The organism is Streptomyces odontomachi, assembly GCF_024435355.1.
GTDB classification, from domain to species: Bacteria; Actinomycetota; Actinomycetes; order Streptomycetales; family Streptomycetaceae; genus Streptomyces; species Streptomyces odontomachi.
Genome location: NZ_JAMJWG010000026.1, coordinates 23337 through 49309 on the forward strand (window position 1 = coordinate 23337; position 25973 = coordinate 49309).

21 protein-coding genes are annotated in these 25973 nt (G+C 71.5%); 10 read left to right on the forward strand and 11 right to left on the reverse strand.

What is annotated here, in order from left to right:
• Window positions 1-228: 228 nt before the first annotated feature.
• Window positions 229-834, reverse strand: a complete 606-nt coding sequence (locus NQO67_RS36725; protein ID WP_255954797.1) for an Rv3235 family protein — start codon at window positions 832-834, stop codon at window positions 229-231.
• 287 nt (window positions 835-1121) lie between these two features.
• Between NQO67_RS36725 and NQO67_RS36730 the strand changes: the two genes are divergently transcribed.
• The 4 genes from NQO67_RS36730 to NQO67_RS36745 all read left to right on the forward strand — a co-directional run bounded on the left by NQO67_RS36730 (window position 1122) and on the right by NQO67_RS36745 (window position 9232).
• On the forward strand, window positions 1122-1640 hold the full coding sequence (locus NQO67_RS36730) for a DUF6912 family protein (RefSeq protein ID WP_255954798.1): 519 nt from the start codon (window positions 1122-1124) through the stop codon (window positions 1638-1640).
• 66 nt (window positions 1641-1706) lie between these two features.
• Window positions 1707-2375, forward strand: coding sequence for an HAD family hydrolase (locus NQO67_RS36735; RefSeq protein ID WP_255954799.1), 669 nt, complete (start codon window positions 1707-1709; stop codon window positions 2373-2375).
• A gap of 559 nt (window positions 2376-2934) precedes the next feature.
• Window positions 2935-7968: an NAD-glutamate dehydrogenase gene (locus NQO67_RS36740; protein WP_255954800.1), complete on the forward strand. Its 5034-nt coding sequence runs from the start codon at window positions 2935-2937 to the stop codon at window positions 7966-7968.
• Between the two features lie 244 nt (window positions 7969-8212).
• A complete protein-coding gene (locus NQO67_RS36745) occupies window positions 8213-9232 on the forward strand; it encodes a D-2-hydroxyacid dehydrogenase (RefSeq protein WP_255954801.1) in 1020 nt (339 codons plus the stop codon).
• Here NQO67_RS36745 and NQO67_RS36750 read toward each other — a convergent pair.
• A complete protein-coding gene (locus NQO67_RS36750; RefSeq protein WP_255954802.1) occupies window positions 9226-10410 on the reverse strand; it encodes an epoxide hydrolase family protein in 1185 nt (394 codons plus the stop codon). The two genes, NQO67_RS36745 and NQO67_RS36750, sit on opposite strands and share 7 nt — an antisense overlap.
• Window positions 10411-10513: 103 nt before the next feature.
• On the opposite strand from NQO67_RS36750, the gene NQO67_RS36755 reads away from it, so the two are divergent.
• Window positions 10514-11089 carry a CGNR zinc finger domain-containing protein gene (locus NQO67_RS36755; protein ID WP_255954803.1) on the forward strand — a complete coding sequence of 192 codons (576 nt, stop codon included), beginning with the start codon at window positions 10514-10516 and terminating at the stop codon, window positions 11087-11089.
• A gap of 3 nt (window positions 11090-11092) precedes the next feature.
• Here the strand turns inward: NQO67_RS36755 and NQO67_RS36760 are convergent, their stop codons facing one another.
• Complete coding sequence (locus NQO67_RS36760) at window positions 11093-13135, reverse strand: serine/threonine protein kinase (protein WP_255954876.1); 2043 nt, start codon at window positions 13133-13135, stop codon at window positions 11093-11095.
• Window positions 13136-13380: 245 nt separating this feature from the next.
• The gene (locus tag NQO67_RS36765; RefSeq protein WP_255954804.1) at window positions 13381-13941 is read right to left on the reverse strand and encodes a MarR family winged helix-turn-helix transcriptional regulator; all 561 of its coding nucleotides are present in this window, start codon (window positions 13939-13941) and stop codon (window positions 13381-13383) included.
• 78 nt (window positions 13942-14019) lie between these two features.
• Here NQO67_RS36765 and NQO67_RS36770 point away from each other — a divergent pair, with 78 nt between their 5' ends.
• A complete protein-coding gene (locus tag NQO67_RS36770; protein ID WP_255954805.1) occupies window positions 14020-14712 on the forward strand; it encodes a DUF4386 domain-containing protein in 693 nt (230 codons plus the stop codon).
• Between the two features lie 9 nt (window positions 14713-14721).
• On the forward strand, window positions 14722-15486 hold the full coding sequence (locus NQO67_RS36775; protein ID WP_255954806.1) for an SDR family NAD(P)-dependent oxidoreductase: 765 nt from the start codon (window positions 14722-14724) through the stop codon (window positions 15484-15486).
• Window positions 15487-15532: 46 nt separating this feature from the next.
• Here the strand turns inward: NQO67_RS36775 and NQO67_RS36780 are convergent, their stop codons facing one another.
• From NQO67_RS36780 to NQO67_RS36790, 3 genes are all read right to left on the reverse strand, one after another.
• Window positions 15533-16627, reverse strand: coding sequence for a serine/threonine-protein kinase (locus tag NQO67_RS36780; protein ID WP_255954807.1), 1095 nt, complete (start codon window positions 16625-16627; stop codon window positions 15533-15535).
• A gap of 133 nt (window positions 16628-16760) precedes the next feature.
• Window positions 16761-17534 (reverse strand): ABC transporter ATP-binding protein, encoded by a 774-nt coding sequence (locus tag NQO67_RS36785; RefSeq protein ID WP_255954877.1) that lies wholly within the window; start codon window positions 17532-17534, stop codon window positions 16761-16763.
• A 70-nt stretch (window positions 17535-17604) separates the two neighbouring features.
• Window positions 17605-18534 (reverse strand): ABC transporter permease, encoded by a 930-nt coding sequence (locus NQO67_RS36790; protein ID WP_255954808.1) that lies wholly within the window; start codon window positions 18532-18534, stop codon window positions 17605-17607.
• A gap of 438 nt (window positions 18535-18972) precedes the next feature.
• Between NQO67_RS36790 and NQO67_RS36795 the strand changes: the two genes are divergently transcribed.
• Window positions 18973-19713, forward strand: a complete 741-nt coding sequence (locus NQO67_RS36795; protein WP_255954878.1) for a TetR/AcrR family transcriptional regulator — start codon at window positions 18973-18975, stop codon at window positions 19711-19713.
• Between the two features lie 72 nt (window positions 19714-19785).
• Here the strand turns inward: NQO67_RS36795 and NQO67_RS36800 are convergent, their stop codons facing one another.
• The gene (locus tag NQO67_RS36800) at window positions 19786-21351 is read right to left on the reverse strand and encodes a leucine-rich repeat domain-containing protein (protein WP_255954809.1); all 1566 of its coding nucleotides are present in this window, start codon (window positions 21349-21351) and stop codon (window positions 19786-19788) included.
• Window positions 21352-21644: 293 nt separating this feature from the next.
• Window positions 21645-22301: a hypothetical protein gene (locus NQO67_RS36805; protein ID WP_255954810.1), complete on the reverse strand. Its 657-nt coding sequence runs from the start codon at window positions 22299-22301 to the stop codon at window positions 21645-21647.
• A 165-nt stretch (window positions 22302-22466) separates the two neighbouring features.
• Between NQO67_RS36805 and NQO67_RS36810 the strand changes: the two genes are divergently transcribed.
• Together NQO67_RS36810 and NQO67_RS36815 are read left to right on the forward strand one after the other, a co-directional pair.
• Entirely contained in the window at window positions 22467-23135 is a 669-nt protein-coding gene (locus tag NQO67_RS36810; RefSeq protein WP_255954879.1) for a response regulator transcription factor, read from the forward strand.
• Between the two features lies 1 nt (window position 23136).
• Window positions 23137-24621: a sensor histidine kinase gene (locus tag NQO67_RS36815; protein ID WP_255954811.1), complete on the forward strand. Its 1485-nt coding sequence runs from the start codon at window positions 23137-23139 to the stop codon at window positions 24619-24621.
• A 26-nt stretch (window positions 24622-24647) separates the two neighbouring features.
• Here the strand turns inward: NQO67_RS36815 and NQO67_RS36820 are convergent, their stop codons facing one another.
• Entirely contained in the window at window positions 24648-25010 is a 363-nt protein-coding gene (locus tag NQO67_RS36820) for a DUF397 domain-containing protein (protein ID WP_255954812.1), read from the reverse strand.
• Window positions 25011-25022: 12 nt separating this feature from the next.
• The gene (locus NQO67_RS36825; protein ID WP_255954813.1) at window positions 25023-25874 is read right to left on the reverse strand and encodes a helix-turn-helix domain-containing protein; all 852 of its coding nucleotides are present in this window, start codon (window positions 25872-25874) and stop codon (window positions 25023-25025) included.
• Window positions 25875-25973: the final 99 nt, after the last annotated feature.

Consider the following 25973-nt stretch of genomic DNA (forward strand, 5'->3'; position numbering starts at 1 on the left):
GCACGAAGGGCCGCCCCGGCGGCTCCCGGTGGAGCAAGGGGCAAGAGGGGGTGTATGCGGGGCCGTGCGTGGGCCGCGGCACCCGCGAGTCACCCGGAGTCGGCCCGAGCCCTCAGTCCCCGGGCCACCGGAAGCCAGCCCGAGGCCCCGTGCCGAGCCTCCCGGGCGCCGAGCTCGCGCGCGATGGACGAGGCCCGGGCCGGCTCGGGACGGCTCAGCGTTACTCCGTCACTCCGCCTCGGCCGGTCGGCGTAGGTCCGGGCCGCCGAGTTCGATGGCGGTGCACCGCCATCGGTGGTCGGCGCCGCGCTCCAGGCGGAACGCCATGGCGCGTACCCGATCGCCCGTGGCGATCCGGGCGAAGGCCTCGACGGCACCTGCCCGGGGCAGGAAGTAGCCGACGTCCCGGACGACGGGGCGCGCCGTGCCGGTGGCCAGCGGCGAGCGGTCGGCCAGCCAGGCCAGCTCGTCGTAGGCGCGGCCCGCGGTGTGTCGCAGCATCCAGTGCACCGGACGTTGCCCGCTCAGCACGGCCAGCAGCTTCTCGGCGAACACATCGGTGGGCCGCGGTGGGCAGGGCTGCGGCACGCGGGGCTGCGGGGCCCCGTGCTGCGGCACGCCACGCTGCGATTCGCCCGATCGTGTGAGCCGGGGGTGGGCGCCGGATGCCCGTTGCGGGATGCCGCCGGGGCGCCGTGGGTCGCGGCGGCCCGGCGGACGGTTGTTGGTGCGGGTGCCCGGGCCTCGGATCGCGGCCTGGCCGCTGCTCCTGGTGCCGCTCGCCACCCCAGCCGTATCGGCCCGGGTGGCCGCCCTCGTCATGACCTTGTCCATCTGACTTCCCCCGTTCGACACCCGGTCGTCTACCGGGCGGTAGCTTGTGCTGGGGATCTTGTACGAGGCCGGGGGCGGACGGTGCAACAGGCGCCGGGCGGGACGGAACGAGGCCTGAGATTCACCTATCTGGGGTACCGGTCGGCTGCCGGTCCCGGGAACCGTCTCCTCCCCGGCACCGGACGGCTGCGATCCGGGTGCGCTGCGGGCCCACGTATTCTGTGGCCCCTCCGTGCGGTGCGACCGAGCGCGGCGGCATGACCGAACGTCGACGAAAGCGGCCAGAGATGCGTGTCTATGTCCCCCTGACCCTCCCCGGCCTGGCCGAAGCACACCGGACGGGCGAGCTGGGACCGGCCCCGCTGACCGCGTACGCCGTGACGCCCGCCCTGCGTGAGTGGTACCTCTCCGACGACATCGAGGAGCTGGAGTACGCGGCGCTGAACCGCGCCGCGCTCGCCTCGCTGCGGCTGCTCGCCACCCGGCCGGAGACCGCACGCCGGCGCGTCGTCATCGCCGCCGACGTCCCCGACGGCGAGGCCATGCCCGACCCCGACCGCGGGCTCGACCCGGGCGCGCTGGGTGAGGTGCGCATCGCGACGCCGGTCCGCATGACGAAGGCGGCCGCCGTGCACGTGGACGGCGACGACGCCGAGCCGGACGTCTCCGCGGCGGCCGCCGCGCTGGGCGCGGCGGACCAGGGCGACGACGACGCCCAGTTCACCGTGGACGGCGCCGAGGACCACGAACTCCTCTGGTACGCCACCCAGGAGATCCCCAACCTCATCGCCCTGGGCGAGAGCTGACCTGCCCGTGGCGCGGCCGGTCGGCCGGCACGTCCCGTTGTCAGTGGCCCGCGATACCTTCGATGGATGAGCTCGCACGCAGCACACATCGTCTGGGACTGGAACGGGACGCTCTTCCACGACATCGAAGCGGTCGTCAGCGCCACGAACGCCGCGTTCGCGGAGATCGGCTACCCGCCCATCACCCTGGAGAAGTACCGCGAGCTGTACTGCGTGCCCGTGCCCAAGTTCTACGAGCGGCTGACCGGTCGGCTGCCGAGCGGAGCCGAGTGGGAGGCCATGGACCGGGTCTTCCACCGCCACTATCAGCATCACCGGCTGGTCTGCGGCCTCGCCGAAGGCGCCCGGGCGCAGCTCGCCGGATGGCAGTCCGCGGGCCACAGCCAGTCGATCCTGAGCATGTACGGGCACACCGAGCTGGTCCCGCTGGTGCGCGATTTCGGCATCGAGCCGCACTTCATACGCGTCGACGGGCGCACGGGCCCCTCCGGGGGGACCAAGGCGGAGCAGATGGTGCGGCACCTCGCCGCGCTGGAGGGCGTGGACCCGATCCGGACCGTGGTCATAGGCGACGCGTCCGATGACGCGACGGCCGCCCGGCACGTCGGTGCGCACGCGGTCCTCTACACGGGCGGTTCGCACAGCCGTCGCAGCCTGGAGGCGGAGGCCGACGGGGTTCCGGTCGTCGACACCCTCGCCGAAGCGGTCGAGACGGCCACCCGCCTGGTGGCGTAGGGGAGGACCTTGGCCACGGGGCGGCGCCCCGGCCGTCCCGCGTGGCCCGCACGCCCCCACCCTGCTCCGCGCATCCAAGCCGCCCGCGTGCGCCCCCGGTGTGTTTCATCTCACCAGTCCGGAGCAACAAGGGGGATGAACTGCCCGCCACCCAGGGCACCGTCGCGGGGATCGCCCCCCGGGTGGGTCCGCCCAGGTGCGCCCGGCATCCCGTGTTTCCGCGTGGTTCCGGAGCATTCCGCCAAGTTTCCGGCCGTGGATTTGTGCAGCCATGGCCGATGACACCAGCACCCCGAAGAGGGGTAGCGTGGGGGCGTGATCAGCGCGATATCCCGCGGGGGCATCGCCCCTGCCCTGCGCCCGGAGAGCACGGAGTACCACCGTCGCCGGGTCTTCGCTGGTCTTCGTATACACGGGGTCGAGCGTCATAAAACGCCAAAATCCCCCTGTTTCTCTCCCATCGAGACCTACTCTCGACGTCGACCCGAGATCCGGCGTCACGGCGATATATTTCACTATTTTACGTCACGCAACGGCGCGCGACAGGAGCTAGAGGACAATGCACACCAAGCTGGACGAAGCCAAGGCCGAGTTGCTCGCACGAGCCGCTCGGGTAGCTGAGAACAGCCCGGCAGGGGGGCGCCTTCCGACCGGGACGACGGGAGCGGCCAGCCCGGGCGCTCCCGGCGCCGCCGACCAGGAGACCGTACTCGCGTTCCTCCAGCGCTACTACCTGCACACGGCCGCAGAGGACCTCACCGACCGCGACCCGGTCGACGTCTTCGGGGCGGCCTTCTCGCACTGCCGGCTCGCTGAGAACCGCCCCCAGGGCACGGCCAACGTCCGCGTCCACACCCCCACCGTCGAGGAGAACGGCTGGACGTGCAGCCACTCCGTCGTCGAAGTCGTCACCGACGACATGCCCTTCCTCGTCGACTCGGTCACCAACGAGCTGTCCCGCCAGGGCCGCGGCATCCACCTCGTCATCCACCCGCAGATCGTGGTGCGCCGTGACATCACCGGCAAGCTCCTCGAGGTGCTGGCGGACCGCGCGCCGGGCGCCGGTGCGCCGGAGCTGCCGCACGACGCGCACATCGAGTCCTGGATCCACGTCGAGATCGACCGCGAGACCGACCGCGCCGACCTGAAGGAGATCACCGGCGATCTCCTGCGGGTCCTGTCGGACGCGCGCGAGGCCGTGGAGGACTGGGAGAAGATGCGCGCCGCCGCGGTGCGCATCGCCGACGGCCTGCCCACCGAGCCCACCCCCGGCGACCTGCCGGCCGAGGAGATCGAAGAGGCCCGTGAGCTGCTGCGTTGGCTCTCGGCCGACCACTTCACCTTCCTCGGCTACCGGGAGTACGACCTGCGCGGCGAGGACCTGCTCGCCGCCGTCCCCGGCACCGGCCTCGGCATCCTGCGCGCCGACCCCCGGCACGACGGCAACGACGACCATGCGCTCAGCCGGCTGCCCGCGGACGCCGGCGCGAAGGCACGCGAGCACAAGCTGCTCGTCCTGACCAAGGCCAACAGCCGCGCCACCGTGCACCGGCGCTCCTACCTCGACTACGTCGGCGTCAAGAAGTTCGACGCCAAGGGGAACGTGACGGGGGAGCGCCGCTTCCTCGGGCTGTTCTCCTCCGCCGCGTACACCGAGTCGGTACGGCGGGTGCCGGTGATCCGGCGCAAGGTGCAGGAGGTGCTGCGCGGCGCCGGCTTCTCGCCCAACAGCCACGACGGCCGTGACCTGCTCCAGATCCTGGAGACCTACCCGCGCGACGAACTCTTCCAGACCCCGGCCGACGAGCTGCGGTCCATCGTCACCAGCGTGCTCTACCTCCAGGAGCGCCGGCGGCTGCGGCTCTACCTCCGCAAGGACGAGTACGGGCGCTACTATTCGGCGCTCGTCTACCTGCCACGCGACCGCTACACCACCGAGGTGCGGCTGCGGATCATCGACATCCTCAAGGAGGAGTTGCGCGGCGCCAGCGTCGACTTCACCGCCTGGAACACCGAGTCGATCCTGTCCCGCCTGCACTTCGTGGTCCGGGTCGCGCCCGGCAGCGAGCTGCCGCAGGTCGGTGAGGCCGACCGGGAGCGCATCGAGTCCCGTCTGGTGGAGGCCGCACGCAACTGGGACGACGGCTTCAGCGAGGCGCTGAACGCGGAGTGCGGCGAGGAGCGCGCGGCCGAGCTGCACCGCCGCTACCAGGGCGCGTTCCCGGAGGGCTACAAGGCCGACCACTCCCCGCGCGCCGCCGTCGCCGACCTCGTCCACCTGGAGAAGCTCTCCGGAGCCCAGGACGGCGAGCCGGACTTCGCCCTCTCCCTCTACGAGCCGGTGGGCGCCGGCCCCGACGAGCGGCGGTTCAAGATCTACCGCGCCGGGGACCAGGTCTCGCTCTCCTCCGTGCTGCCCGTGCTCAGCCGCCTCGGCGTCGAGGTCACCGACGAGCGCCCCTACGAGCTGCGCTGCGTCGACCGCACCCGCTCCGCCTGGATCTACGACTTCGGCCTGCGGATGCCGCAGATCGGCGGTGCCGCCGCCGGCTACCTCGGCGACGACGCACGCGAGCGTGTCCAGGAGGCCTTCGCCGCCGTGTGGACCGGCCAGGCGGAGAACGACGGCTTCAACGCGCTGGTGCTCAGCGCCGGACTGACCTGGCGCCAGGCGATGATGCTGCGCGCCTACGCCAAGTACCTGCGCCAGGCCGGCTCCACCTTCAGCCAGGACTACATGGAGGACACCCTCCGCAACAACGTCCACACCACCCGGCTGCTGGTCTCCCTCTTCGAGGCCCGGATGTCGCCGGAGCGGCAGCGCGCCGGCACCGAGCTGATCGACGGGCTGCTGGAGGAGGTGCAGGGCGCGCTCGACCAGGTCGCCAGCCTGGACGAGGACCGCATCCTGCGGTCCTTCCTCACCGTCATCAAGGCGACCCTGCGGACCAACTTCTTCCAGAGCGCGGACGGCACGAGCACGACCCGGGACCGGAAAGCCGGTGCCAAGGGCGGCGCACGGGGCGGCAAGGCCACGGCCGCCGGCAAGCCGCACGGCTACGTCTCCATGAAGTTCGACCCGCAGGCCATCCCGGACCTTCCGGCACCCCGGCCCGCGTACGAGATCTGGGTGTACTCGCCGCGGGTCGAGGGTGTGCACCTGCGGTTCGGCAAGGTCGCGCGTGGCGGACTGCGCTGGTCGGACCGGCGTGAGGACTTCCGCACCGAGATCCTCGGCCTGGTCAAGGCGCAGATGGTGAAGAACACCGTCATCGTGCCGGTCGGCGCCAAGGGCGGCTTCGTCGCCAAGCAGCTGCCCGACCCGGCCGTCGACCGGGACGCCTGGCTCGCCGAAGGCATCGCCTCCTACAAGACGTTCATCTCGGCACTGCTCGACATCACCGACAACCTGGTCGGGGGCGAGGTCGTCCCGCCCGCCGACGTCGTCCGGCACGACGAGGACGACACCTACCTGGTGGTCGCCGCCGACAAGGGCACCGCGACCTTCTCCGACATCGCCAACGAGGTCGCCCAGTCCTACGACTTCTGGCTCGGTGACGCCTTCGCCTCCGGCGGCTCCGCCGGCTACGACCACAAGGGCATGGGCATCACCGCCCGGGGCGCCTGGGAGTCGGTGAAGCGGCACTTCCGGTCGGTCGGCCACGACACCCAGACCGAGGACTTCACGGTCGTCGGCGTCGGTGACATGTCCGGGGACGTGTTCGGCAACGGGATGCTGCTGAGCGAGCACATCCGCCTGATCGCCGCCTTCGACCACCGGCACATCTTCATCGACCCCACCCCGGACGCGGCCACCTCCTACGCGGAGCGCCGCCGCCTGTTCGAGCTGCCCCGCAGCTCCTGGGCCGACTACGACACCTCGCTGCTGTCGTCCGGCGGCGGCGTCTTCCCGCGCTCCGCCAAGGCCATCCAGCTCAACGCGCACATCCGCGAGGCCCTCGGCATCGAGGCCCCGGTGGCCAAGATGACGCCGGCCGACCTGATGCGCGCCATCCTCCAGGCCCCCGTGGACCTGCTCTGGAACGGCGGCATCGGCACCTACGTCAAGGCCAGCACCGAATCCCACGCGGACGTCGGCGACAAGGCCAACGACGCGATCCGGGTGAACGGCTCCGAGCTGCGCGTCCAGGTCGTCGGCGAGGGCGGCAACCTGGGTCTGACCCAGCTCGGCCGGATCGAGTTCGCGCAGGCCGGCGGCCACGTCAACACCGACGCGATCGACAACAGCGCGGGCGTGGACACCTCCGACCACGAGGTGAACATCAAGATCCTGCTGAACGCGGTCGTGGCCAACGGCGACCTGACGCTCAAGCAGCGCAACAAGGTCCTCGCCGAGATGACCGACGACGTCGGCAGCCTCGTCCTGCGGAACAACTACGCGCAGAACGTCGCACTGGCCAACTCCATCGCCCAGGCGCCCTCGCTGCTCCACGCCCACCAGCGCTTCATGCGCCGGCTCTCCCGCGACGGCCACCTGGATCGGGGGCTGGAGTTCCTGCCCACCGACCGGCAGATCCGCGAGCGGCTGAACGCGGGCCGCGGCCTGACCCAGCCCGAGCTGGCCGTGCTGCTCGCCTACACGAAGATCACCGCCGCCGACGAGCTGATCGGCACCACCCTGCCCGACGATCCGTACCTCAAGCGCCTGCTGCACGAGTACTTCCCGAAGGCGGTGCGCGACCGGTTCACCGAGCAGATCGACGGGCACGCGCTCCGCCGCGAGATCATCACCACCCTGCTGGTGAACGACACGGTCAACACGGGCGGCTCCACGTTCCTGCACCGGCTGCGCGAGGAGAGCGGCGCGTCGCTGGAGGAGATCGTGCGGGCGCACCTGTCGGCCCGCGAGATCTTCGGGCTCGGCACCGTCTGGGACGCGGTCGAGTCGCTCGACAACGTGGTCGCGGCGGCCGTCCAGACCCGTATCAGGCTGCACTCGCGCCGGCTCGTCGAGCGTGGCACCCGCTGGCTGCTCAACAACCGCCCCCAGCCGCTCCAGCTGGCCGAGACGGTCGCCTTCTTCGCCGAAGGCGTCGCCCAGGTCTCCGCCGACCTGCCCAAGCTGCTGCGCGGCGGAGACGCCGAGTGGTACCAGTCGATCCGCGACGAGCTGACCGCCGCCGGCGTGCCCGACGAGCTGGCGCAGCGGGTCGCCGGGTTCTCGTCCACCTTCCCGACGCTCGACATCGTCGCCGTCGCCGACCGGATGAAGAAGGACCCGCTGGACGTCGCCGAGGTCTACTACGACCTCTCCGACCGGCTCGACATCGCCCGGCTGATGAACCGGGTCATCGAACTGCCCCGCACCGACCGCTGGCAGTCCATGGCCCGCGCCTCCATCCGCGAGGACCTCTACGCGGCGCACGCCGCACTCACCGCGGACGTCCTCGCGGCCGGGAACGGCACCTCGACACCCGAGCAGCGCTTCAAGTCCTGGGAGCAGAAGAACGCGGCGATCCTGGGCCGCGCCCGCACCACCCTGGAGGAGATCCTCGGCTCCGACTCGTTCGACCTGGCGAACCTGTCGGTGGCCATGCGGACGATGCGCACGCTGCTGCGCTCGCACAGCTGAGGGCCGCTGAGGGGAGTACAGCTGAGGGCGCACCCGGCCGGTGGTGACACCGGCCGGGACCGTCCGTCCCCAGTTGGTCCCGGTGCTATCCAGTTGATGGCCATCACCGGGATGACCTGCAAGAATTCACAGTCGTCCGTCAAGTGCGGCAGCGCCCGTCGTTACACTGGCGTAGCTCTTGGGTGCCGTTGATTGCCGTTGGCTGTTCTCGGTCGTGTCGGTGACATGTGGATAGGTGGTACGGGTGGCAAGTGAGGGAAGAGAATTCCGTCCCGGCCAGCGGCCCGGTTCGCCGGAATTCGCCAGGGCTCTTCGTGACGCGGAAATCCTGACCGCCCCGCACGTTTCCGAGGAGCTGCGCGGCCAACTCCTCGACGTGTTCGCCGCATTCTCCGGAAGGCGGCAGCCCGAACGGCAGCAGAAGGCGCCGGAGCCGATGCCGGCCGAGGCAGGGGCGGACCGTCCGATCGTCTTCGTGGGGGCAGGGCTCCCGGCCGACCTCCGCGCCGCGAACGTGCTGTGGTTCCACAGCACCAACGCCGGTGTCGACGGCGTGCTCGCCGAAGGCGACTGGCCCGCGGACATCCTGTTCACCCGGACCGTCGGCGCCATGGACCGGCGCATCGCCGAGTACACGCTGACCTGGATGCTCGCCGACTGCCAGGCGGTCACCGGCTACACCGACCAGCAGCGCGCCCGGGTGTGGAAGCGCCAGCCGGTGCGGCTGCTGCAAGGGGAGACGGCCGTCGTCTTCGGTGCCGGAGCCATCGGCCGTGCGGTCGGCCGGCTGCTGAAGGCCTTCGGGATGCGGACCATCGCGGTCGCCACGAGCGAGCGGGAGAGCGCGGACTTCGACCGCGTCGTCACCCACGACGACATCGCCAAGGTCGTCCCCGAAGCACGTTGGCTCATATCCACCCTCCCGCTCACCCCGCAGACGCGTGACCTCTTCGACGGGAAACTGTTCGCCAGCGCCGAGGACGCCTGTTTCATCAACGTGGGACGGGGGGCGACGGTGAACCTGCCGGCGCTGCATGACGCCCTGACGGCCGGGCGGGTGCGCAGCGCGGTCCTTGACGTGCTCGCCGACGAACCCGCCGGCCCGGAACACCCCTGCTGGAACCTGCCCAGGACCGTGATCACCCCGCACACGGCGGGCGTGTCGGCCGACAGCGACATCCGGGACGACTTCGCCGCGTGCCTGGCCGCGGTGCAGGCCGGCCGCACTCCCGAACGGGCCGTCGACCCGGGGCGCGGCTACTGAGCGGACCGAGCGGCGGCCAGCACCGCCGCGAGGCCCTCTTGCAGATCCCTGACGAAATACCCGGGAACCTCCAGCGACGGGAAATGCCCCCCGGTTTCAGGTGACCTCCATTGGACGATCCGCCGGTACCGCTCCCGCGCCCAGGGGCGCGGGCACTTCTCGATGTCGCGGGGATACACGACGATGGCCGACGGGACGTCGACCCGGAGTTCGGGGTCGAGCGAGAGATGACTTTCGTAGTAGATGCGGGCCGACGACGCGCCGGTCCGTGTCAGCCAGTACAGGGTGACGTTGTCGAGAAACCTGTCCATGGAAATCGTCTCGAACGGGCTGTCTTCGGTATCCGTCCACGCGGCGAACTTGTCGAGGATCCAGGCGAGCAGCCCGACCGGTGAGTCGACGAGCGAGTAACCGATGGTCTGCGGCCGGGTCGCCTGCTGCTTCGCGAACGCCGCGCGGGGGCCGTCCCAGAAATCGCGGGTCTCCTCGGTCCAGCTGCGCTCGGTCGCCGTCAGCCCGTCCGTCGTCAACCCGGGCGGTGCCTGCGCGGTCGTCGTGTGGATGCCGAGGACGTGCGCCGGGAACCTGCCGCCGAGGACCGTGGTGATCGGGCCTCCCCAGTCGCCGCCGTGGGCCACGAACCTGCCGTAGCCAAGCCTTCCCATCAGTTCCACCCAGGCGGCCGCGATCTTTTCGAGGCCCCACCCGGTGGTGGCCGGCTTGTCGCTGTAGCCGAAGCCCGGCAACGACGGGACCACCACGTGGAACGCCGGCGCGTCCGCATCCTTCGGATCCGCCAGCTCGTCCACCACGTCGATGAACTCGGCGACGCTGCCCGGCCAGCCGTGCGTCAGGATCAGCGGGGTGGCGTCCGCGCGCGCGGATCGGCGGTGCAGGAAGTGGATTCCCAGGCCATCGATGGTCGTGCGGAACTGGCCGATCCGTTCGAGGCGCGCCTCGAACGCCCGCCAGTCGTACCCGGTGCGCCAGTAGTTCACGACATCGACGAGGTCGGCGAGCGGAACGCCCTGGTCCCATCGGCGAGGGTCGGGCGCGGCGCGCCGGACCGTCTCGGCTTCCGGGAGTCGCGCCGCGGCCAGCCGCGCGCGCAGATCGGCGAGGTCGGCGTCGGTTGCGCGGGCTTCACATGCTGCCACGTCGCTGGTGGGGCGGGGCATGGGACCTCCTGGCCGTCGCGGAACCGGCTACGACCCATCGAGAACCGGCTAAGACGGTTCTAACAGTTCTCCGGTCCATGCTGCAACCGGCTAAGGTGGTTCCATGCCTGCTGTGTTCCCTGACTTCCGCCTCGGTAGCGTGCTGGCGACCAGCTTCACGGGGACCCTGTCGGAGCGGCACGGCGTCCCCGTGGAGCGCATTCCCACGCCGCACCGCCTCGTCGACTGGCTGGTGGTGAACGGCCTCGCGGTGGACTCCTGCACCGCTGTCCAGCTCGACCTGGCTCGGGAACTGCGGGAGTCGATTCACGCCGCCGCGACAGCGGCCGCGATCCAGGACGCTCTCCCCGCATCCGCCGTCCGGGTCATCAACGACTCCAGCGTTCAGGGGCGGGCCGCAGCGATCCTGACGCCCGAGGGGCATCGGCGGTGGCGGCTCAGCTCGGCTTCGTGCGTGGAAGATGCGCTCAGCGTGATCGCCGCCGACGCGATCAGCATCATCTCGGGCGAACGGGACGGAAAGCTGGCCTTGTGTGCGTCACCCACCTGCCAGGCCGCCTTCTTCGACACCAGCCAAAGCCGCACCCGCAGATGGTGTGACATGAACACCTGCGGGAACCGTCAGAAGAAGGCGCGCTTCAACGCCAACCGGCGTAAAAACTCCAGGTCAGCGGAGTGATCGTCAGTAGTCGATCGACCAGAGCGTGACCTTGCCCTCCACCGTCGGGGCGTCACTGTCGTACTCGGAGGGCGTGATGCTGTCGATCACGAACATGGCGAGGTTGCCCTTCTGAGTGATGGTGCACAGCCGGTCACCCTCGTTGATCATGCTGTCCTTCCTGCCGATCTCGCTGAAGGAGACCTGGCTCGGCAGGACGTCGGTACTGGCTCCCGCGGCGCATTCCTGGGGGGTGTCACCGGAGCTCTTGCCGAACGTGGTGGAGAACTGCCAGGCGTCGTCGAACTCCGAGACCTGGAAGTCCGTGGTCTCGTCGTCCATCGCGCCCTTGGCGTCGACCTTCGGCTCGTCCAGGTCGACGTCGACGGTCGCGTACTCGTCCCCCGGAGGGCGCAGGGTCAGTTTCTTGCCCGGGAAGACAACGGTGTACGTGGCGCCGGGCGGTGGCGAGGACAGGTCGGAGCCGGGGCTCTCGGAGCCCGTCTCGTCGCCGCCCTGACCGGCCGGGGTGCTGGAATGGGACGGGGACTTCTTGGGGCCGCCCTTGCCGTCGTGCCCGGCCTGGGAGTCGGTGGTGTCCTTGTCCCTGCCGATCCACCACACCGCCGTACCCGCGCCCGCGCCTACCGCGACGACGAGGGCGGCGGCCAGCAGGGCCATGCGCCAGCGGCGACGCGGCCGGCCGTTGGCTGGAGCGCCGCCCACCTGGGCGGACGGGCCGGTGCCGCCGGGAACACCGGCCTGACCGAGGGCGCCCACCACGCCCTGCCCCTCGGGCGCACCGAACTGACGGGTGGCGTCACCGCCCAGGGCAGGACCGGGGGCGGCGGCCTGCGGATAGCCGTAGCCGGGGCCGCCCGAACCGGCGGGCGTCGCGGGATAGCCGTAGGCGGGGGAGCCGGTTGCCGGGTAGCCGTAGGCCGGTGTGCCGGGCGCGTCCGGCGGCGTGCCGGGGTGGGCGGGGCCGGGGGCGGCGGTCGGGTGGGCGGCAGGCGCCGCCGGGCCCGGGGCGGACGGCGCCGGCGCCGTCCGTGGTGGGGTGGCCGGCGCTCCGCCGGGCATCGGCGGGACACTCGCCCCCGGGGCGGCGCCGGCGACCTGCGGCGCGCTGCCCGGCACGGGCGGCGCCGTACCGGGCGCCGGCGGCATGGCGGCCGGCTGCGGCGGGGTGGCCGGGCGCTGGGGGTCGGCGGGCGGCGGCGGGGACTGGAGGCTCTGCTCGCGCCGCGCGATCTCGGCGCGCAGCGGCTCAGGCAGCCATTCCCCCAGGTCGTTGAGGGGGCGGCCGGCCAACTCCTGGCAGCGGGCGGTCAGTTCCTCGGTGCCGATGCGCTCCGCCGGGTTCGGGGCCAGACACCGCTCCAGCAGGGCGCGCAGCTGGTCCGGGTACCCGGACAGATCCGGCGGGCGGTGCGCGGAGTTGGCGATCTGGGCGGCGACCGTGATCGCGCCACCGTCGCCGTACGGGTGCCGTCCGGTGGCCGCGACGGCCGCGATCAGGCCGAGCGAGAACACGTCGGTCGCCGGGCCCACCTGCTCACCGAGGGCGTGCTCGGGCGACATGTACTGCGGGGTGCCGACCAGGCCGCCGCTCTGCGTCAACTGGGTGGCGTCCGCGGCGCGGGCGATGCCGAAGTCGATGACGTACGGCCCGGCGGGGCCCAGCAGGATGTTGCTCGGCTTGAGGTCGCGGTGCACCACGCCCACCGCATGGATCGCGGTCAGCGCTCGTGCCGCGCAGCCGACCAGCTGGAAGACGCTGGTCAGCGGCAGCGGGCCGGACATGGCGAGGGCGTCCTGCAACGGCATGCCGGGGATGAAGGTGGACGCCAGCCAGGGCAACTCGCCGCCGGTGTCATGGTCGACGACCGGCACGATGTGGTACCCCTGCACGCGGCGGGCCGCCTGCACCTCCTGCTCGAAGCGGCGCCGGAAGTCGGGGTCCTGGCCGTACTCGCGCCGGATCACCTTCAACGCCACGGGCTGGCCGCCGCGGGTGTACGAAAGGTAGACGGTGCCCATGCCGCCCTCGCCGATCCGCGCGATCAGGCTGTAGCCGGCTGCTTCGCGTGGGTCCTGCGGGCCGAGGGGACCGAGCAAGTCACCAGTGCTGCCAGAAATGGGAGCCTCCCCCGAGTAGGACCCGTCCGGTGCCGAACTCTTTTGCGGACATGTGAGGTACGCAGAGCTTACGACACCGTATGGGGCGGCGAGGTTCCCGTGGTACGCGGTGACTTGGGGGTTCGGGCGGGCCCCGAACCCCGGGCTCGCCGGCGTCGCTGCCGAAGCGGTCAGGTACCGAGTTCCCCGGCCGTACCTGCCGTGCCTGCCGTGCCTGCCGTGCCTGTCTTGCCTGGCTTTCCGCTCTGGAGGGTGCGGTAGCCCGGGTGGACGCCCGGTGCGAGTTCCTGCTGCTCGGCGATCCGCCGCAGCAGCGCGGCCAGTTGGCGGTGCTCCTGGGGCGAGAGCGCCTGGCAGATCTCCTGCTCGTGGGCCATGCCAGCGGTGCGCAGTCCGGCGAGCAGCTCGCTGCCCTGGTCGGTGAGGTGCAGCGCGTAGAGCCGCCGGTCGGTGGGGTTCCTGCGGCGCTCGATCAGCTTGCGCTCCTCCAGCTTGTCGGCGAACGGGACGAAGCGGCTCGGCGGCATGCCGAGTTGGTCGGCGAGTTCGCGCTGGCTGCGGCCGGGGTTCGCGGCCAGCAGGCGCAGCAGTCCGGCCTGTGCGGGCGTCAGGTCCAGGGACGCGATCCGCCGGGCGAACCGCGTGGCCGCGTGCGCCCCGAGCTGGGCCAGCAGAAACGCGGCACCGCCGCCGCCCGGATCCGGACGTACATCCTCATCAGTCGTAGCCATGGAGGCATCGTACTCTGTTGACATCGTTCCAAAGTGTAATGATTATCTGGTGTGTAGTGATCGATCGAGGAGCCCACCATGACCAGCACCCCACCGACCTCCGCCCCCACGACCGCCAAGCGCCGACCTCAGTCCGGCCCGCCGCTGCTCGCCCCCGTGCTGGCCTTCACCGCGCTGACCATCGCGTACGTGGTCGCCAACCGGTCCACCCCGCACCCCGACGCCACCGGCGCAGACGTGCTGCATTACGCCGTGACGCACGGCACCACGATCAAGCTCGGCGCCTTCCTGCTGTTCTCCTCCGCCGTGCCACTCGCGGTCACCGCGGCCGTGCTCCACCGGCGGCTGCGTTCCCTCGGCAGCACCGCGCCAGGCTCGGCGATCACCCTGGTCGGTGGGGTGCTGGCGGCCGCGGCCCTGACTCTCGGCGCGCTCTTCGGCTGGACCGGCGGACGGCTCCCGGCGGACGCCGACCCGGTGCTCGCCCGCGCCCTGGCCGATCTCGCCTTCCTGGCCGGCGGCCCCGGCTACACGGTGACGTTCGCGCTGCTGATCGCCGGCGTCTCGGTGACCGGCCTGCTCGCCGGGCTGCTGCCGAAGGCCGTGACCTGGACCGGTCTTGCGCTCGCTGCCGTCGGCGTGCTCTCCGGCTTCACCCTGCTCGCCGCCGGCTTCGGTTACCTGCTGCCGGTCGTCCGCTTCGGCGGCCTGATCTGGCTGGTGGCCGCCGCCGCGCTGCTGCCGCGCACCCGCCCGTCCCGTCACCAGTAGGAGGTCCAGATGTCCGGCAGCTACCCCGACCTGGCCGGCCAGGTCGTCGTCATCACCGGCGGCTCACGCGGCATCGGCGCACGGACGGCACGGGCCTTCGCCGCCCAGGGCGCCGAGGTCTGCGTGGTCGGCCGCGACCACGACGCCCTGGACGCGGTCGTCGCCGACCTCACGGCGGGCGGCGCCACCGCGATCAGCGTGGCCGCCGACGTCACCGACTCCACCGCCCTGGACACCGTCCGCGGGACGGTGGAATCCCGCCTCGGCCCGGTCGGCGTGCTCGCCGCCTTCGCGGGCGGGCTGGGCTTCCCCGTCCCCTCCGCCACGCTCACGGAGGCTCAGTGGCGGCAGATCCTCGACTCCGACCTGACTTCGGCCTTCCTGACCATCCAGGCCTTCCTGCCGGGCATGCTCGAACGCGGCCGGGGCGCGATCCTCACCATGTCCTCCGCCGCCGGCCGGCAACCCAGCCAGGCCAACCTCGCCTACGCCGTCGCCAACGGGGGCCTGGTGACGCTGACCCGCCACCTCGCCGCCGAGCTGGGCCCGGCCGGAATCCGGGTCAACTGCATCGCCCCCTCCTCGATCCTGACCGAGAAGGTGCAGGCCCGCATGCCGGCCGACGTGCAGGAGAAGGTCGCCGCAGCCCACCCCCTGCGCCGCCTGGGCACCCCGCAGGACGTCGCCCAGACGGCCCTCTTCCTGGCCTCGGACGCCGCGGCCTGGCTGACCGGCCTGACCATCGACGTGGCGGGGGGCCGGGTGACGGGGTGAGGCTGTCACCCGTTGGTGACCGACTGCTCTCGGCAGACATGCCGTTCTACTGGGGGCTTTGTGGAATTTGGGGATCTTGGGGACTTTGCGGACTCTCGGGCTCCGCCTTCCGCCGAACCCGGCGCAACCACTCCGAAGCGGTCTCCGCCTCGGGGTCCTGCACCGTGATCGGAGCCGTCGCCGGCAGGCTCCGTACCGTCGGTGCCTCGGCGAACGCGCTGAGTCCCGCCACCGCCCGCTCCACCCGTGTCACTTCCGCGGCCAGCGGCTCCGGCAGCCAGCCGGCGAAGTCCCGTACGTCGTGCCGTGCCGCGCCGGCGCAGTACTGGGCGAGGGTGGCCGCGCTGGGCCGGTGGCCGGGTGCGGCGGCCAGGCAGCTGCGCACGATCGCGCGCAGCGGCTCGGGCACGTCGTCCAGGACGGGTGGTTCGCGGTCGGTGCCGGCGATCCGCGCGGCGACGGCCAGGGCGTTGCCGCGGCCGTACGGGTGGCGTCCGGTGGCCGCCTCGGCGGCGACCAGGCCGAGCGCGAAGACGTCCGAGGCAGTCGTGGCCCTGCGGCCGAGCGCATGCTCGGGAGACATGTAGCGCGGGGTGCCGACCAGCCGCCCCATGGTGGTGAACGTGGCGGCGCTGGCCGCCCGTGCGATACCGAAGTCGAGCAGCCAGGGGCCGTCGGCGGCGAGCAGGATGTTGCCCGGCTTGACGTCGCGGTGCACCACGTCGGCGGTGTGCACGGCGTGCAGGGCGCTCGCGACGCAGGCCAGCAACTGGAGGGTGACGGGCAGCGGCAGCGGGCTGCCGCCGCCCAGCGCCGCATCGAGCGGGATGCCGGGCACGTACCGGGTGGCGAGCCAGGGGTGTTCGCCCTGCGTGTCGTGGTCGACGACGGGGAGCAGATGGTATCCGGACACCCTGCGGGCCGCGGCCACCTCACGGGTGAACCGCTCCCGGAACGCGGCGTCCTGCGCGTACTCGGGCCGGATCAGCTTGATGGCGATCGGCTGCCCGCCACGGGTCCGGGAGAGGAAGACGGTGCCCATGCCGCCCTCGCCGATCCGGGCGTGCAGGGGATAGCCGGCGATGGTGCGGGGCTCCCCGACGCGCAGGGGCACGGGCAGTGGTGTGGTGTCCTGCTTCATGTGCGGCGCCCCCCTCGTACCCGCCGTGGACCTGCCGGGCCGTGCCCGACGGGATGAACCCGACGGGCCGCCGCGCCCGGTCTTCGTAGGCGGAGCCTAGCCGCCCCGCAGGGCCGGGGGAGCGCCCGCCCGGCTACTTCTTGCCGCTGGTGAACGCCTCGTACTCCTTGAGGACTTCGTCCGTCGGGCCGTCCATGCGCAGGACCCCGCGTTCGAGCCACAGGACGCGTTCGCAGGTGTCGCGGATGGACTTGTTGTTGTGGCTGACGAGGAAGACCGTGCCGGCCTCCTTGCGGAGTTCACGGATGCGGGCCTCCGAACGGCGCTGGAAGGCGCGGTCGCCGGTGGCCAGGGCCTCGTCGATGAGCAGCACGTCGTGGTCCTTGGCTGCGGCGATGGAGAACCGCAGCCGGGCGGCCATGCCGGAGGAGTACGTGCGCATGGGCAGGGTGATGAAGTCGCCCTTCTCGTTGATCCCGGAGAAGTCGACTATGCCCGCGTAGCGTTCCTTGATCTCGGCGCGTGACATCCCCATGGCGAGGCCGCCGAGGTGGACGTTGCGCTCGCCGGTGAGGTCGTTCATCAGGGCGGCGTTGACGCCCAGCAGGGATGGCTGGCCGTTGGTGTAGATCTTGCCGTTCTCCACCGGAAGGAGTCCGGCGACGGCCTTGAGCAGGGTCGACTTGCCCGAGCCGTTGGTGCCGATCAGGCCGATGGCCTCGCCCTTGTAGGCGATGAACGACACCTTCTTGACCGCGTGCACGGTCCGCACGCCCGACGCCTTCGCGGCCTGCCCGGGCCGCAGGATCCGGCTGAGCGCAGCGGTGGCGGTGCCGCGGGTACGGGTGCCGTTCACGCGGTAGATGATGTCGACCTCGTCGGCGATGACGGTCGGCACGCCCGCGATGTCCTGGGCGCCGGCGGTGGCCGCCGCGTCGGTGCTGGTGCTGGTGCTGGTGCTGGGGTGGGTGGTGGTGTCAGCCACGGCCGTACGTCTCCTCCGCCTGCCAGAAGAAAATGAAGCCGCCGATCCCGGCGAGCAGTGCCCAGCCCAGGGCCAGCGCCCACACGTGCGGCGGCAGCTGGCTGGCGTGGAAGGTGTCGATGAGCGAGAAGCGCATCAGGTCGATGTAGACGGCGGCCGGGTTGGCCTGGATCAGCAGCGTCACGACGCTCGGCAGATGGTGGCCGGAGAGCACCTTCTCGATGCTCCACATCACCCCGGACGTGTACATCCACGTCCGCAGCAGGAACGGCATCAGCTGGGAGAGGTCCGGAGTCTTGCTGCCGAGCCGGGCCATGGCCAGCGCAAGGCCGGCGTTGAACGTGAACTGGAGCATCAGGACCGGGATCGCCAGCAGCCAGGACAGCGCCGGGGGCACCCCGAAGGCGAGGCAGATCACGACCAGCGCGCACATGGAGAACAGCAGCTGCTGGAGCTGTTGCAGGCAGTACGAGATCGGCAGCGCGGCGCGCGGGAAGTGCAGGGCGCGCACCAGGCCGAGGCTGCCGGAGATGGCGCGGGTGCCGGCGAGCACCGACTGCTGCGTGAAGGTGAACACGAACACGCCGGTCACCAGGAACGGGACGAAGTCCGGCACGCCCCGCTTGGAGTTCATCAGGACGCCGAAGATGAAGTAGTACACCGCGGCGTTGAGCAGCGGTGTCATGATCTGCCACAGCTGGCCGAGCTTGGCCTGGCTGTACTGTGCGGTCAGCTTGGCGGTGGCGAAGGCGGTGATGAAGTGCCGCCGCTGCCACAGCTGCCGCACATAGCCGGCCAGGCTCACCCGCGCACCGCTCACCGTCAGGCCGTGCAGTGCGGCCAGCTCGGCGGGGGACGGGGCAGCACGGCCCGGGGGGTCGGCGGGAGAGGACGGGGGCGGCGTGTCGAGTACCTGACTCACATCCGTGGGCTTTCGCTCGGGGGTGCCGGGAGGGGACGGGCGTGCACGTCACGCTCTCGTGCACGCGGCATGTGGACCGGCGCCGTACGGGGTCGTGGGTGCGCTTCGTGCGGAACGCGGATGCGGACGGGGACGCGTCGCGACGGTGGTCCCGTCCCGGCGTGGCCGACGTCGCAACGGTTCCGTATCGACGCAACGTCGAGAGTAGAGCGGATCTGCGTCGCAACGCAACCGTTTCGTTGTAACGTCGAATCTATGCTGTCGTCCATGACCACGCGCCCGACGAACCGAACGGAACCCATGCAGTCGGCGAACCCGCAGCAGGCCGCGGCGGGCTCGGCGGCGTCGGCGGGCGCGGAGCGGGCGGCAGGGAGAGCCGGGCGAGCCGGGCGAGCCGGGCAAGCCGGGAGATCGGGCGGGGAAGCCGCGGGGTCGGCCGTGGCGGGGTCGGCGGGGGAGCCGGCTGGCGGATCGGGACCGGCTGCCGCGGCCTCGGGGCGCGAGTCGTCGAACAGCGCCGAAGGACGCCCGGCGGAGGGTTCCGGGGGCCGGGCAGGGGAGTCGACGGGGGAGCCCGAGGCGCCCCGGCCGCGGCGTCGGGCCCCCGCGGGCGCCGCGGTGCTGCGGGCGGAGAAGACGGAGGCGATCCGGGCCGCCGTCTTCGAGGAGCTGGCCGCCGTCGGCTACGCCCGGATGTCCATCGAGGGCATCGCGCGCCGTGCCGGCGTCGGGAAGACCGCGGTCTACCGCCGCTGGAGCTCCAAGCTGCACCTGGTGCTCGACCTGGTCTCGGCCCTGGCCGTGCAGGGCCTGCCGACTCCGGACACCGGCTCCCTGGAGGGCGATCTCCGCCAGCTCTACGAGCTGACCGCCCGTGCCCTGCGGCACCCCGTGGCCTCGCAGATCCTACCCGACCTCCAGGCCGAGGCGGCACGCAACGCGGACATGGCCGAGGCGCTCCAGAACGCGCTGCGGGCGGGTCAGCACAGCGTGGCCAGCGGCATCGTCCGGGCGGCGGCGGCACGCGGCGAGCTCAGCGCCGACCTCGACGAGGACCTCGCGCTCGACCTGATCTCCGGCCCGCTCTACTGGCGTGCGGTGGTGATGCGCGGCAAGCCCCCGAAGGGGTACCTGGCGCGGCTGGCACGGGCCACGACGGCGGGACTGCGGACGCTGTAGTTACCTGACGTCTGCGATGTACCTGACGTCTGCGATGTACCTGACGTCTGCGATGTACCTGACGTCTGCGACCTACTCGTCCACGACTTCGAGCCAGCCGTTGACCATCCGCACCGGCTTGCCGAGGGCCTCCGATATGGCGGCCTGCCAGCGCGGTTCGTGGTCGAAGGCGGTGCGGATGGAGGTGAACGGCGCACGGCCGCGCAGCCCCGCCGGGTCCAGGTCGGGAGAGGTCTCACCGAGCATGAGGTCGGTGAGGGCCGGGAGGTCGGCGACGTCGCCCAGGTCCGCCAGCTCGGGGCAGTAGCTGCTGAACAGGCAGCGCAGCACCGGCAGGTCGTGCCCGGTGCCGAAGGTGCGCAGCCGGGGTGCCTCCGTCACGTCGAGGATGTCCAGCGACGGCTGGGCGGGCAGCCCGTCGAGCGTTGTCAGGTTCTCGCAGTGCTGGAGGGTGAGCTGCCGGAGCGCGACCATGGAGGGCAGCGCCGACAGGTCGCTGAGCTGTGGCAGTTCGCGCAGGATCAGGTTCTCCAACGCGGCCGGCCCGCCGAGCGCGGACAGCTGGCGCACGCCGGGGCTGGCGATCACGTTGACCTGTTCGAGCGCCATGAGCCCTTCGACGCCGTCGAGCGAGGTGAGGCGCTCGCACCCCTCGACGCTGAGCCAGGTCAGGCCGGTGAGCCGGGCGACGTCCCGCAGGTCGGTCAGGCCGGTGCAGCCGTCCAGGTCAAGACGGGTGACGTTCGGGTGGGCGCCGATGCCGCGCAGTGAGGTGAGGGCGGTGCAGCGGGCGATCCGCAGCTCGGCCAGGGACGGCTTGCCTGCCACGCCGTCCAGCGTGGCCAGCTGGGAGCAGTCCGAGACGTCGAGATCGGTGAGGGCGGTGAGGCTGTCGAGGTCCGTGAGGGTGGTGATGCGGGTCGCGGCGAGGCTGAGCCGGACGAGGCCGGTGAGTCCGCCGATCGGCGTGAGATCGCTGATCGCCGTGCACTGGCTCAGGTCGAGGTCGGTCAGCGAGGCCAGCTTGGCGAGCGGGGAGAGATCGTCGACGGCGGTGTGGTGGAGGTTGAGCGAGGACAGCCGGCTGAGACCGGCGAGCGGGGCGAGGTCGGAGACGTTCCGGCAGCCGTCGAGATCGAGGGAGGTGAGGCCGACGAGGCCCGCCAGCTCGCTCAGGTCGACGATGTCCTTGCGGCGGTAGGCACGCAGGCGACGCAGCGTCGTCAGGTGCCGGACGCCCGGCAGGCAGAGCTTGCGGCCGAGGTCCAGCTCGGTCCGGCCCTCGCGCGCGAACGCCGGGGCCAGCAGCAACCGCGCGAAGGCGTCCGGGTCCGGGGCGCTCGGCCAGAGCTTCAGCAGCTTCTCCGACGGCGGCTCGGCGACGGCGGCGAACCGGGCGGCCAACTCCACCGCCCCCTCGGTGCCCGGCCCCGTCATACCGGCCAGCTCACGCACCGCCCGCCACGCCCGGGCCGGCGACGGCGGCTTCGCCGGGTTCGCCAGGGCGTCGTACCAGAGCGCCAACTGCGGCGCGACGGGGGCCTGGAGAGGGGCCTGTACAGAGGCCTGCGCAGAGGCCTGCGCAGGGCCAGGGGTCTGCTGCGCCGTGGGGGCGGTCGCGTCGGGGTGCGTGTCCATGGGGGTGAACGTAGTGGCTGGCACTGTCAGGCCCGGGGGGCGCGGAGTGCCCGGATGCCGGTGCCCCGGGGCCCCTGCGGCTTTGCGGCCCGGGCCGCCCGATGACCCGGCGGGAGCCGAGTCGTGGACTCCGCTCCCGCCGGGTCTGTTCCGCCGGGCCTCGGTGGCGTGGGTTCGGCACGGCGCCCCGTCCCACCGGGGCACATGGTCACCTTGCGCCCGGCCCCCGCCGTGCGCACCCCAGGTGATCACGCCGAACCCGGCACCGCGCCGGCGACGTCACGACAGCGAGGTCACTTGCCGCCGGTCGACCCGCCCTTGCCCGACCCGCCCGGCTTGCCGGGGACCGGCGGGCACTTGGGCAGCTTGCCCTTGGCGCCGGAGACCTGCTTGCCGTTGACGTAGACCTTGCCGTCCCGTACCTCGGTGGTGGTCTTCTCGCCCTTGTCGCCCGCGCCGTCCTTGTGGACGATCACGCAGACGTGCTTGCCCTTGCCCGGCTTGCCCGGCAGGTGTGGCAGCGGGCACTTGTCGCCCTTCGGCGGCTTGCCGTTGCTGACCTGCGTGGCGCCTGCGGCGCTCGCGGTGGCGGTGGTCGGCGTGCTGACCTTGTCGTCCTTGCCGCCCTTGCCGTCCTTGTGAATGATGATCACGCAGACGTGCTTGCCCTTGCCCGGTATCCCGGGCAGGTCGGTGCACTTGGCGTGCGCGTCGTGGGTGATGTCCTTGCGGTGCGCGACCTTGTCGGTGGCGGGCCGCTGGCCGGGCTTGCCGTCACCCTTGTGGACGATCACGCAGATCCGCTTGCCCTTCTGGGCCTTGCCGGCCTGGGTGCCGTGCTCGTCGGCGCCGCTGGCGGAGGCGCTCGTGACACCCGCCAGGACGAGGCCCGCCGTCAGGGCGAGGCTGGTCGCGACCCGATGCCTGCGCAGGGTCTTGATGGTCTTCATGGGTTCTCCCGTTGCGGTCCTGGCGGGCGGCGAGTCGCCCGCCAGGACCGGTTGGTCCGGTTGATCTGACGCCCCGTAGCCTCCGTCCGGCCCGCTGAAGTCACCCTGAAGAAGACACAGGTGATCTTCATGTTCGCCTTAGGCGGCCCCCGGCACGCTTCCGGTGTGCGGATACTCGTGGTGGAAGACGAACGCAGGCTGGCTGAGCTGCTCAAGGACGGCCTGACCAATGAGGGCTTCGCGGTCGACCTCGCCCATGACGGGCGGGAGGGGCTGTGGATGGCGACCGAGCAGCCGTACGACGTGATCGTGCTGGACGTGATGCTGCCGTCGCTGCACGGCTACGAGGTCTGCACCCGGCTGCGCGAGGCCGGGAACTGGACGCCGATCCTGATGCTGACCGCGAAGGACGGCGAGTACGACGAAGCCGAGGCCCTCGACACCGGCGCGGACGACTACCTGGCCAAGCCGTTCTCGTACGTGGTGCTGCTGGCGCGGTTGCGGGCGCTGATGCGACGCGGGGGGCGGGAGCGGCCGACGGTGCTCACGGTGGGGGACCTGCGGGTGGACCCGGCGGGGCTCAAGTGCAGCCGCGGTGACATCCAGATCGGGCTGACCCCGAAGGAGTTCGCGATCCTGCACTGCCTGGCCCGGCACCCGGGCGAGGTGGTGAGCAAGTCCGAACTGCTCGCCCGAGCATGGGACTTCGCCTACGACGGCGATTCGAACGTCGTCGAGGTCTACATCAGCGCCCTGCGCCGCAAGATCGACAAGCCGTTCGGACGAACCTCGCTGACCACGGTGCGCGGCGCCGGTTACCGGCTGGAGGCCTGACATGGGAGTACGCCTGCGGACCACGCTGGCGGCCACGGCGGTGGTGGCGGCCGCGCTCTGCGTCGCCTCGGTGGCCCTCTTCGCCGCCATCGACGCCAGCCTGGCCGACTCCACCCGGAAGGCGGCGGTCCAGGACGCCGACAAGAAGGCGGCGAGGGTGGTCTTCCTGGCGCAGTCCCCCACCGGGGACGTGACGAAGTACTCCTGCGGGGGCGGCGGAGGCGGCGGTGCGCGCGACGGAGCCTCGGGGAAGCAGACCGGTGGGAAGGCGGGCCAGGACAACTGCCGGGACGTGGGCCCGGACCCCGATGGTGGCGCGGGGAAATACCCCGGCGGGCAGGCGCCGCCGGGCAAGGGCACGGTCGCCGGCCAGCCCGCCGGGTCGAAGGTGGCCATCGACGCCGCCGGGATCCCGAAGGTCACCAGGGTCACCAAGCTGGTCGAGACGGAACACGGCCTGGTCAGCGTCACCGGCACCGCCTCCACTGAGCCGGCCCGCGCCGCCCTGGCCACCCTGAAGACGGTACTGCTGCCCGGCGTGCCCGCGCTGCTCGCCCTCGTCGCGCTCGCCACCTGGCTGGCGGTCGGCCGGGCGCTGCGCCCGGTGTCCGCGATCCGCGCCAAGGTCGCCGACATCACCGCGTACGACCTGCACGAACGCGTCCCTGAACCGGACACCCGGGACGAGATCGCGGCCCTCGCGCGTACCGTCAACACCACCCTGGACCGGCTCCGCACCGCCGTCGAGGCGCACCGGCAGTTCGTCGCCGACGCGGCGCATGAGCTGCGCAGCCCGATGGCGATCCTGCGGACCCGGCTGGAACTCGCCAGGCCCGCGGAACGGAAGCTGGCCGCCGCCGCCCTGGACGACGTCGGGCGCCTGCAATCCCTCACCGCCGACCTGCTCCTGCTCGCCCGGCTCGACGCACGGGAGCCGCTGCGTGCCGAGGAGCTCGACCTGGCGCAGGTCGTCGCCGAGGAGGCCGCCCGCACCCGCCCCCGCACGGACGTCCGGGTCGCCCTCGACCTCGTACCCGACGTCCTGGTCGACGGCTCCTCCGACCGCCTGCGCCGCCTGGTCGCCAACCTCGTCGACAACGCCGTCCGCCACGCCACCGCCCGCGTCGACGTCGTCCTCACGATCGACAGTGCCCAGGCCGTCCTGGAGGTCGTCGACGACGGCCCCGGCATCCCCCCGGAACACCGCACCACCATCTTCGACCGCTTCACCCGCCTCGACCACGCCCGCGCCCGCGACACGGGAGGCTCCGGCCTGGGCCTCCCGATCGCCCGGGACATCGCGCGGGCGCACGGGGGGACGTTGGAGGTGGTCCCCAACGTCCCCGGGGGGTACGGGGGCCCGGGTGCCGCCGTCGGTCCGGCGGGACCCGGCGCCCGGTTGCGCACGGTGTTGCCGCTGGCGGGGCGCGGTGCCCTTGGGCGGGCGGCGGTGGCGGTTCCGGTGCCGGTGCCGGTGGGTGGCTGAGCGGTGGTGGTGTGGCGATGAGGCGGTCAGGGGCGCGCCCCCGGTGCCCCGGCCTCGGCGGTGCCTGCCGGTGCCCCGGCTTTGAGGGTGACGAGAAGGGCGCGGAGGGTTGCGGGTGGGGCGGTGAGGACGGTGGCGGGGGAGTCGCTTTCGCGGAGGTGTATGTGGGTTGCGGTGGTGGCGGAGGTGGCTATTTCGAGGCAGTCGCCGCTTGAATTGCCGTCCGAGAAGGACGATTTCTTCCATGTGGCGGCGAGTTCCAGACAGTTGTCGCCGGAGCCACCTCCGGAAAATGTTGACTTCTGCCAGGACGCTGTCAGCTCTAGACGGTTTTGTCCTGAGGTTCCCCCGGAGAACGTCGACTTCTGCCAGCCGTTATCAATCTCCATGTCTGTGACCTTTCACAGCTCTTGAGTAATTCGGATAACGAGATCTCTTGAAGCTTGCGGTGACAAAGCTGTCGACTCGACGCGAGCATAACGTCGACGGTATTGCGTGAGACGAGTTTCCGCGTCGACGAAGACTCCTCCATGGCCAGTGTCGACGTGAACCGTGTCGAGTTGGGGAACCGGTCCACTTGCGTAGAGCATGGAGTAGCCGGCTCCCGCGAAGTCTTCGCTGGAGAAGGGCACTACGCGGACTGCGACGTGGTCCTGCTCGGACAGTTCGGCGATGTGTCTCAGTTGGGCCCGTGCCGTGTTCCGACCGCCGACCCGGAGGCGTAGAGCAGCTTCGTGAATCACTGCTTCGACCGACTTCGGCTGGGCGTTTTTGATGATCTCCTGTCGCCTCGTTCGGAACTCGATGAAAGCATCGATCTCTCGGAGTGGCAGATCGGGCGACATGTAACTGAACGCTGCCTTCATGTGGTCCTCGGTCTGGAAAAGACCCGGAATGTGAGACATCTCGAAGGTGCGCAAGTGGGCGGCGTGCTGTTCGAGTTCTGCAAGATCGGGACCGAGAGGGGCTACGACGTCGCGATACTCCTCCCACCACCCCTTCCCGCGCTCGACCGCCATGGCCGCCAACGCGTCGACGTAGGCGGTGTCGTCGCATCCGCAGTGATCGGCCAGTCGGCGAATGCGTTCCTCGCTCACGCCGAAGCGTCCGGCTTCCGCGTGGCTGACCTGGGTCGGACCCGACCCGAGGATCTTGGCCGCCTCGCGAGCGGTCACCCCTGCGGCCTCGCGCATCTTGCGCAGTTCGGCACCCAGGCGCACCTGTCGTGCCGTGGGGTTGGGCCTCGGCGGCATCTCTCGTCCCTCGTCCGTCCGTTGCGTGTGCGCCCCGCGCAGAGGTGACCCGTACGGGTGAGTCGGGACGTTCATGGTTGTTACGTATCAACCTTGAAC

Bases quoted from the DNA above. Each gene is read 5' to 3' on its own strand.
- NQO67_RS36725 (WP_255954797.1), bottom strand. From the start codon at position 834: ATGGACAAGGTCATGACGAGGGCGGCCACCCGGGCCGATACGGCTGGG.
- NQO67_RS36730 (WP_255954798.1), top strand. From the start codon at position 1,122: ATGCGTGTCTATGTCCCCCTGACCCTCCCCGGCCTGGCCGAAGCACAC.
- NQO67_RS36735 (WP_255954799.1), top strand. From the start codon at position 1,707: ATGAGCTCGCACGCAGCACACATCGTCTGGGACTGGAACGGGACGCTC.
- NQO67_RS36740 (WP_255954800.1), top strand. From the start codon at position 2,935: ATGCACACCAAGCTGGACGAAGCCAAGGCCGAGTTGCTCGCACGAGCC.
- NQO67_RS36750 (WP_255954802.1), bottom strand. From the start codon at position 10,410: ATGCCCCGCCCCACCAGCGACGTGGCAGCATGTGAAGCCCGCGCAACC.
- NQO67_RS36755 (WP_255954803.1), top strand. From the start codon at position 10,514: ATGCCTGCTGTGTTCCCTGACTTCCGCCTCGGTAGCGTGCTGGCGACC.
- NQO67_RS36765 (WP_255954804.1), bottom strand. From the start codon at position 13,941: ATGGCTACGACTGATGAGGATGTACGTCCGGATCCGGGCGGCGGCGGT.
- NQO67_RS36770 (WP_255954805.1), top strand. From the start codon at position 14,020: ATGACCAGCACCCCACCGACCTCCGCCCCCACGACCGCCAAGCGCCGA.
- NQO67_RS36775 (WP_255954806.1), top strand. From the start codon at position 14,722: ATGTCCGGCAGCTACCCCGACCTGGCCGGCCAGGTCGTCGTCATCACC.
- NQO67_RS36780 (WP_255954807.1), bottom strand. From the start codon at position 16,627: ATGAAGCAGGACACCACACCACTGCCCGTGCCCCTGCGCGTCGGGGAG.
- NQO67_RS36800 (WP_255954809.1), bottom strand. From the start codon at position 21,351: ATGGACACGCACCCCGACGCGACCGCCCCCACGGCGCAGCAGACCCCT.
- NQO67_RS36805 (WP_255954810.1), bottom strand. From the start codon at position 22,301: ATGAAGACCATCAAGACCCTGCGCAGGCATCGGGTCGCGACCAGCCTC.
- NQO67_RS36815 (WP_255954811.1), top strand. From the start codon at position 23,137: ATGGGAGTACGCCTGCGGACCACGCTGGCGGCCACGGCGGTGGTGGCG.
- NQO67_RS36820 (WP_255954812.1), bottom strand. From the start codon at position 25,010: ATGGAGATTGATAACGGCTGGCAGAAGTCGACGTTCTCCGGGGGAACC.
- NQO67_RS36825 (WP_255954813.1), bottom strand. From the start codon at position 25,874: ATGCCGCCGAGGCCCAACCCCACGGCACGACAGGTGCGCCTGGGTGCC.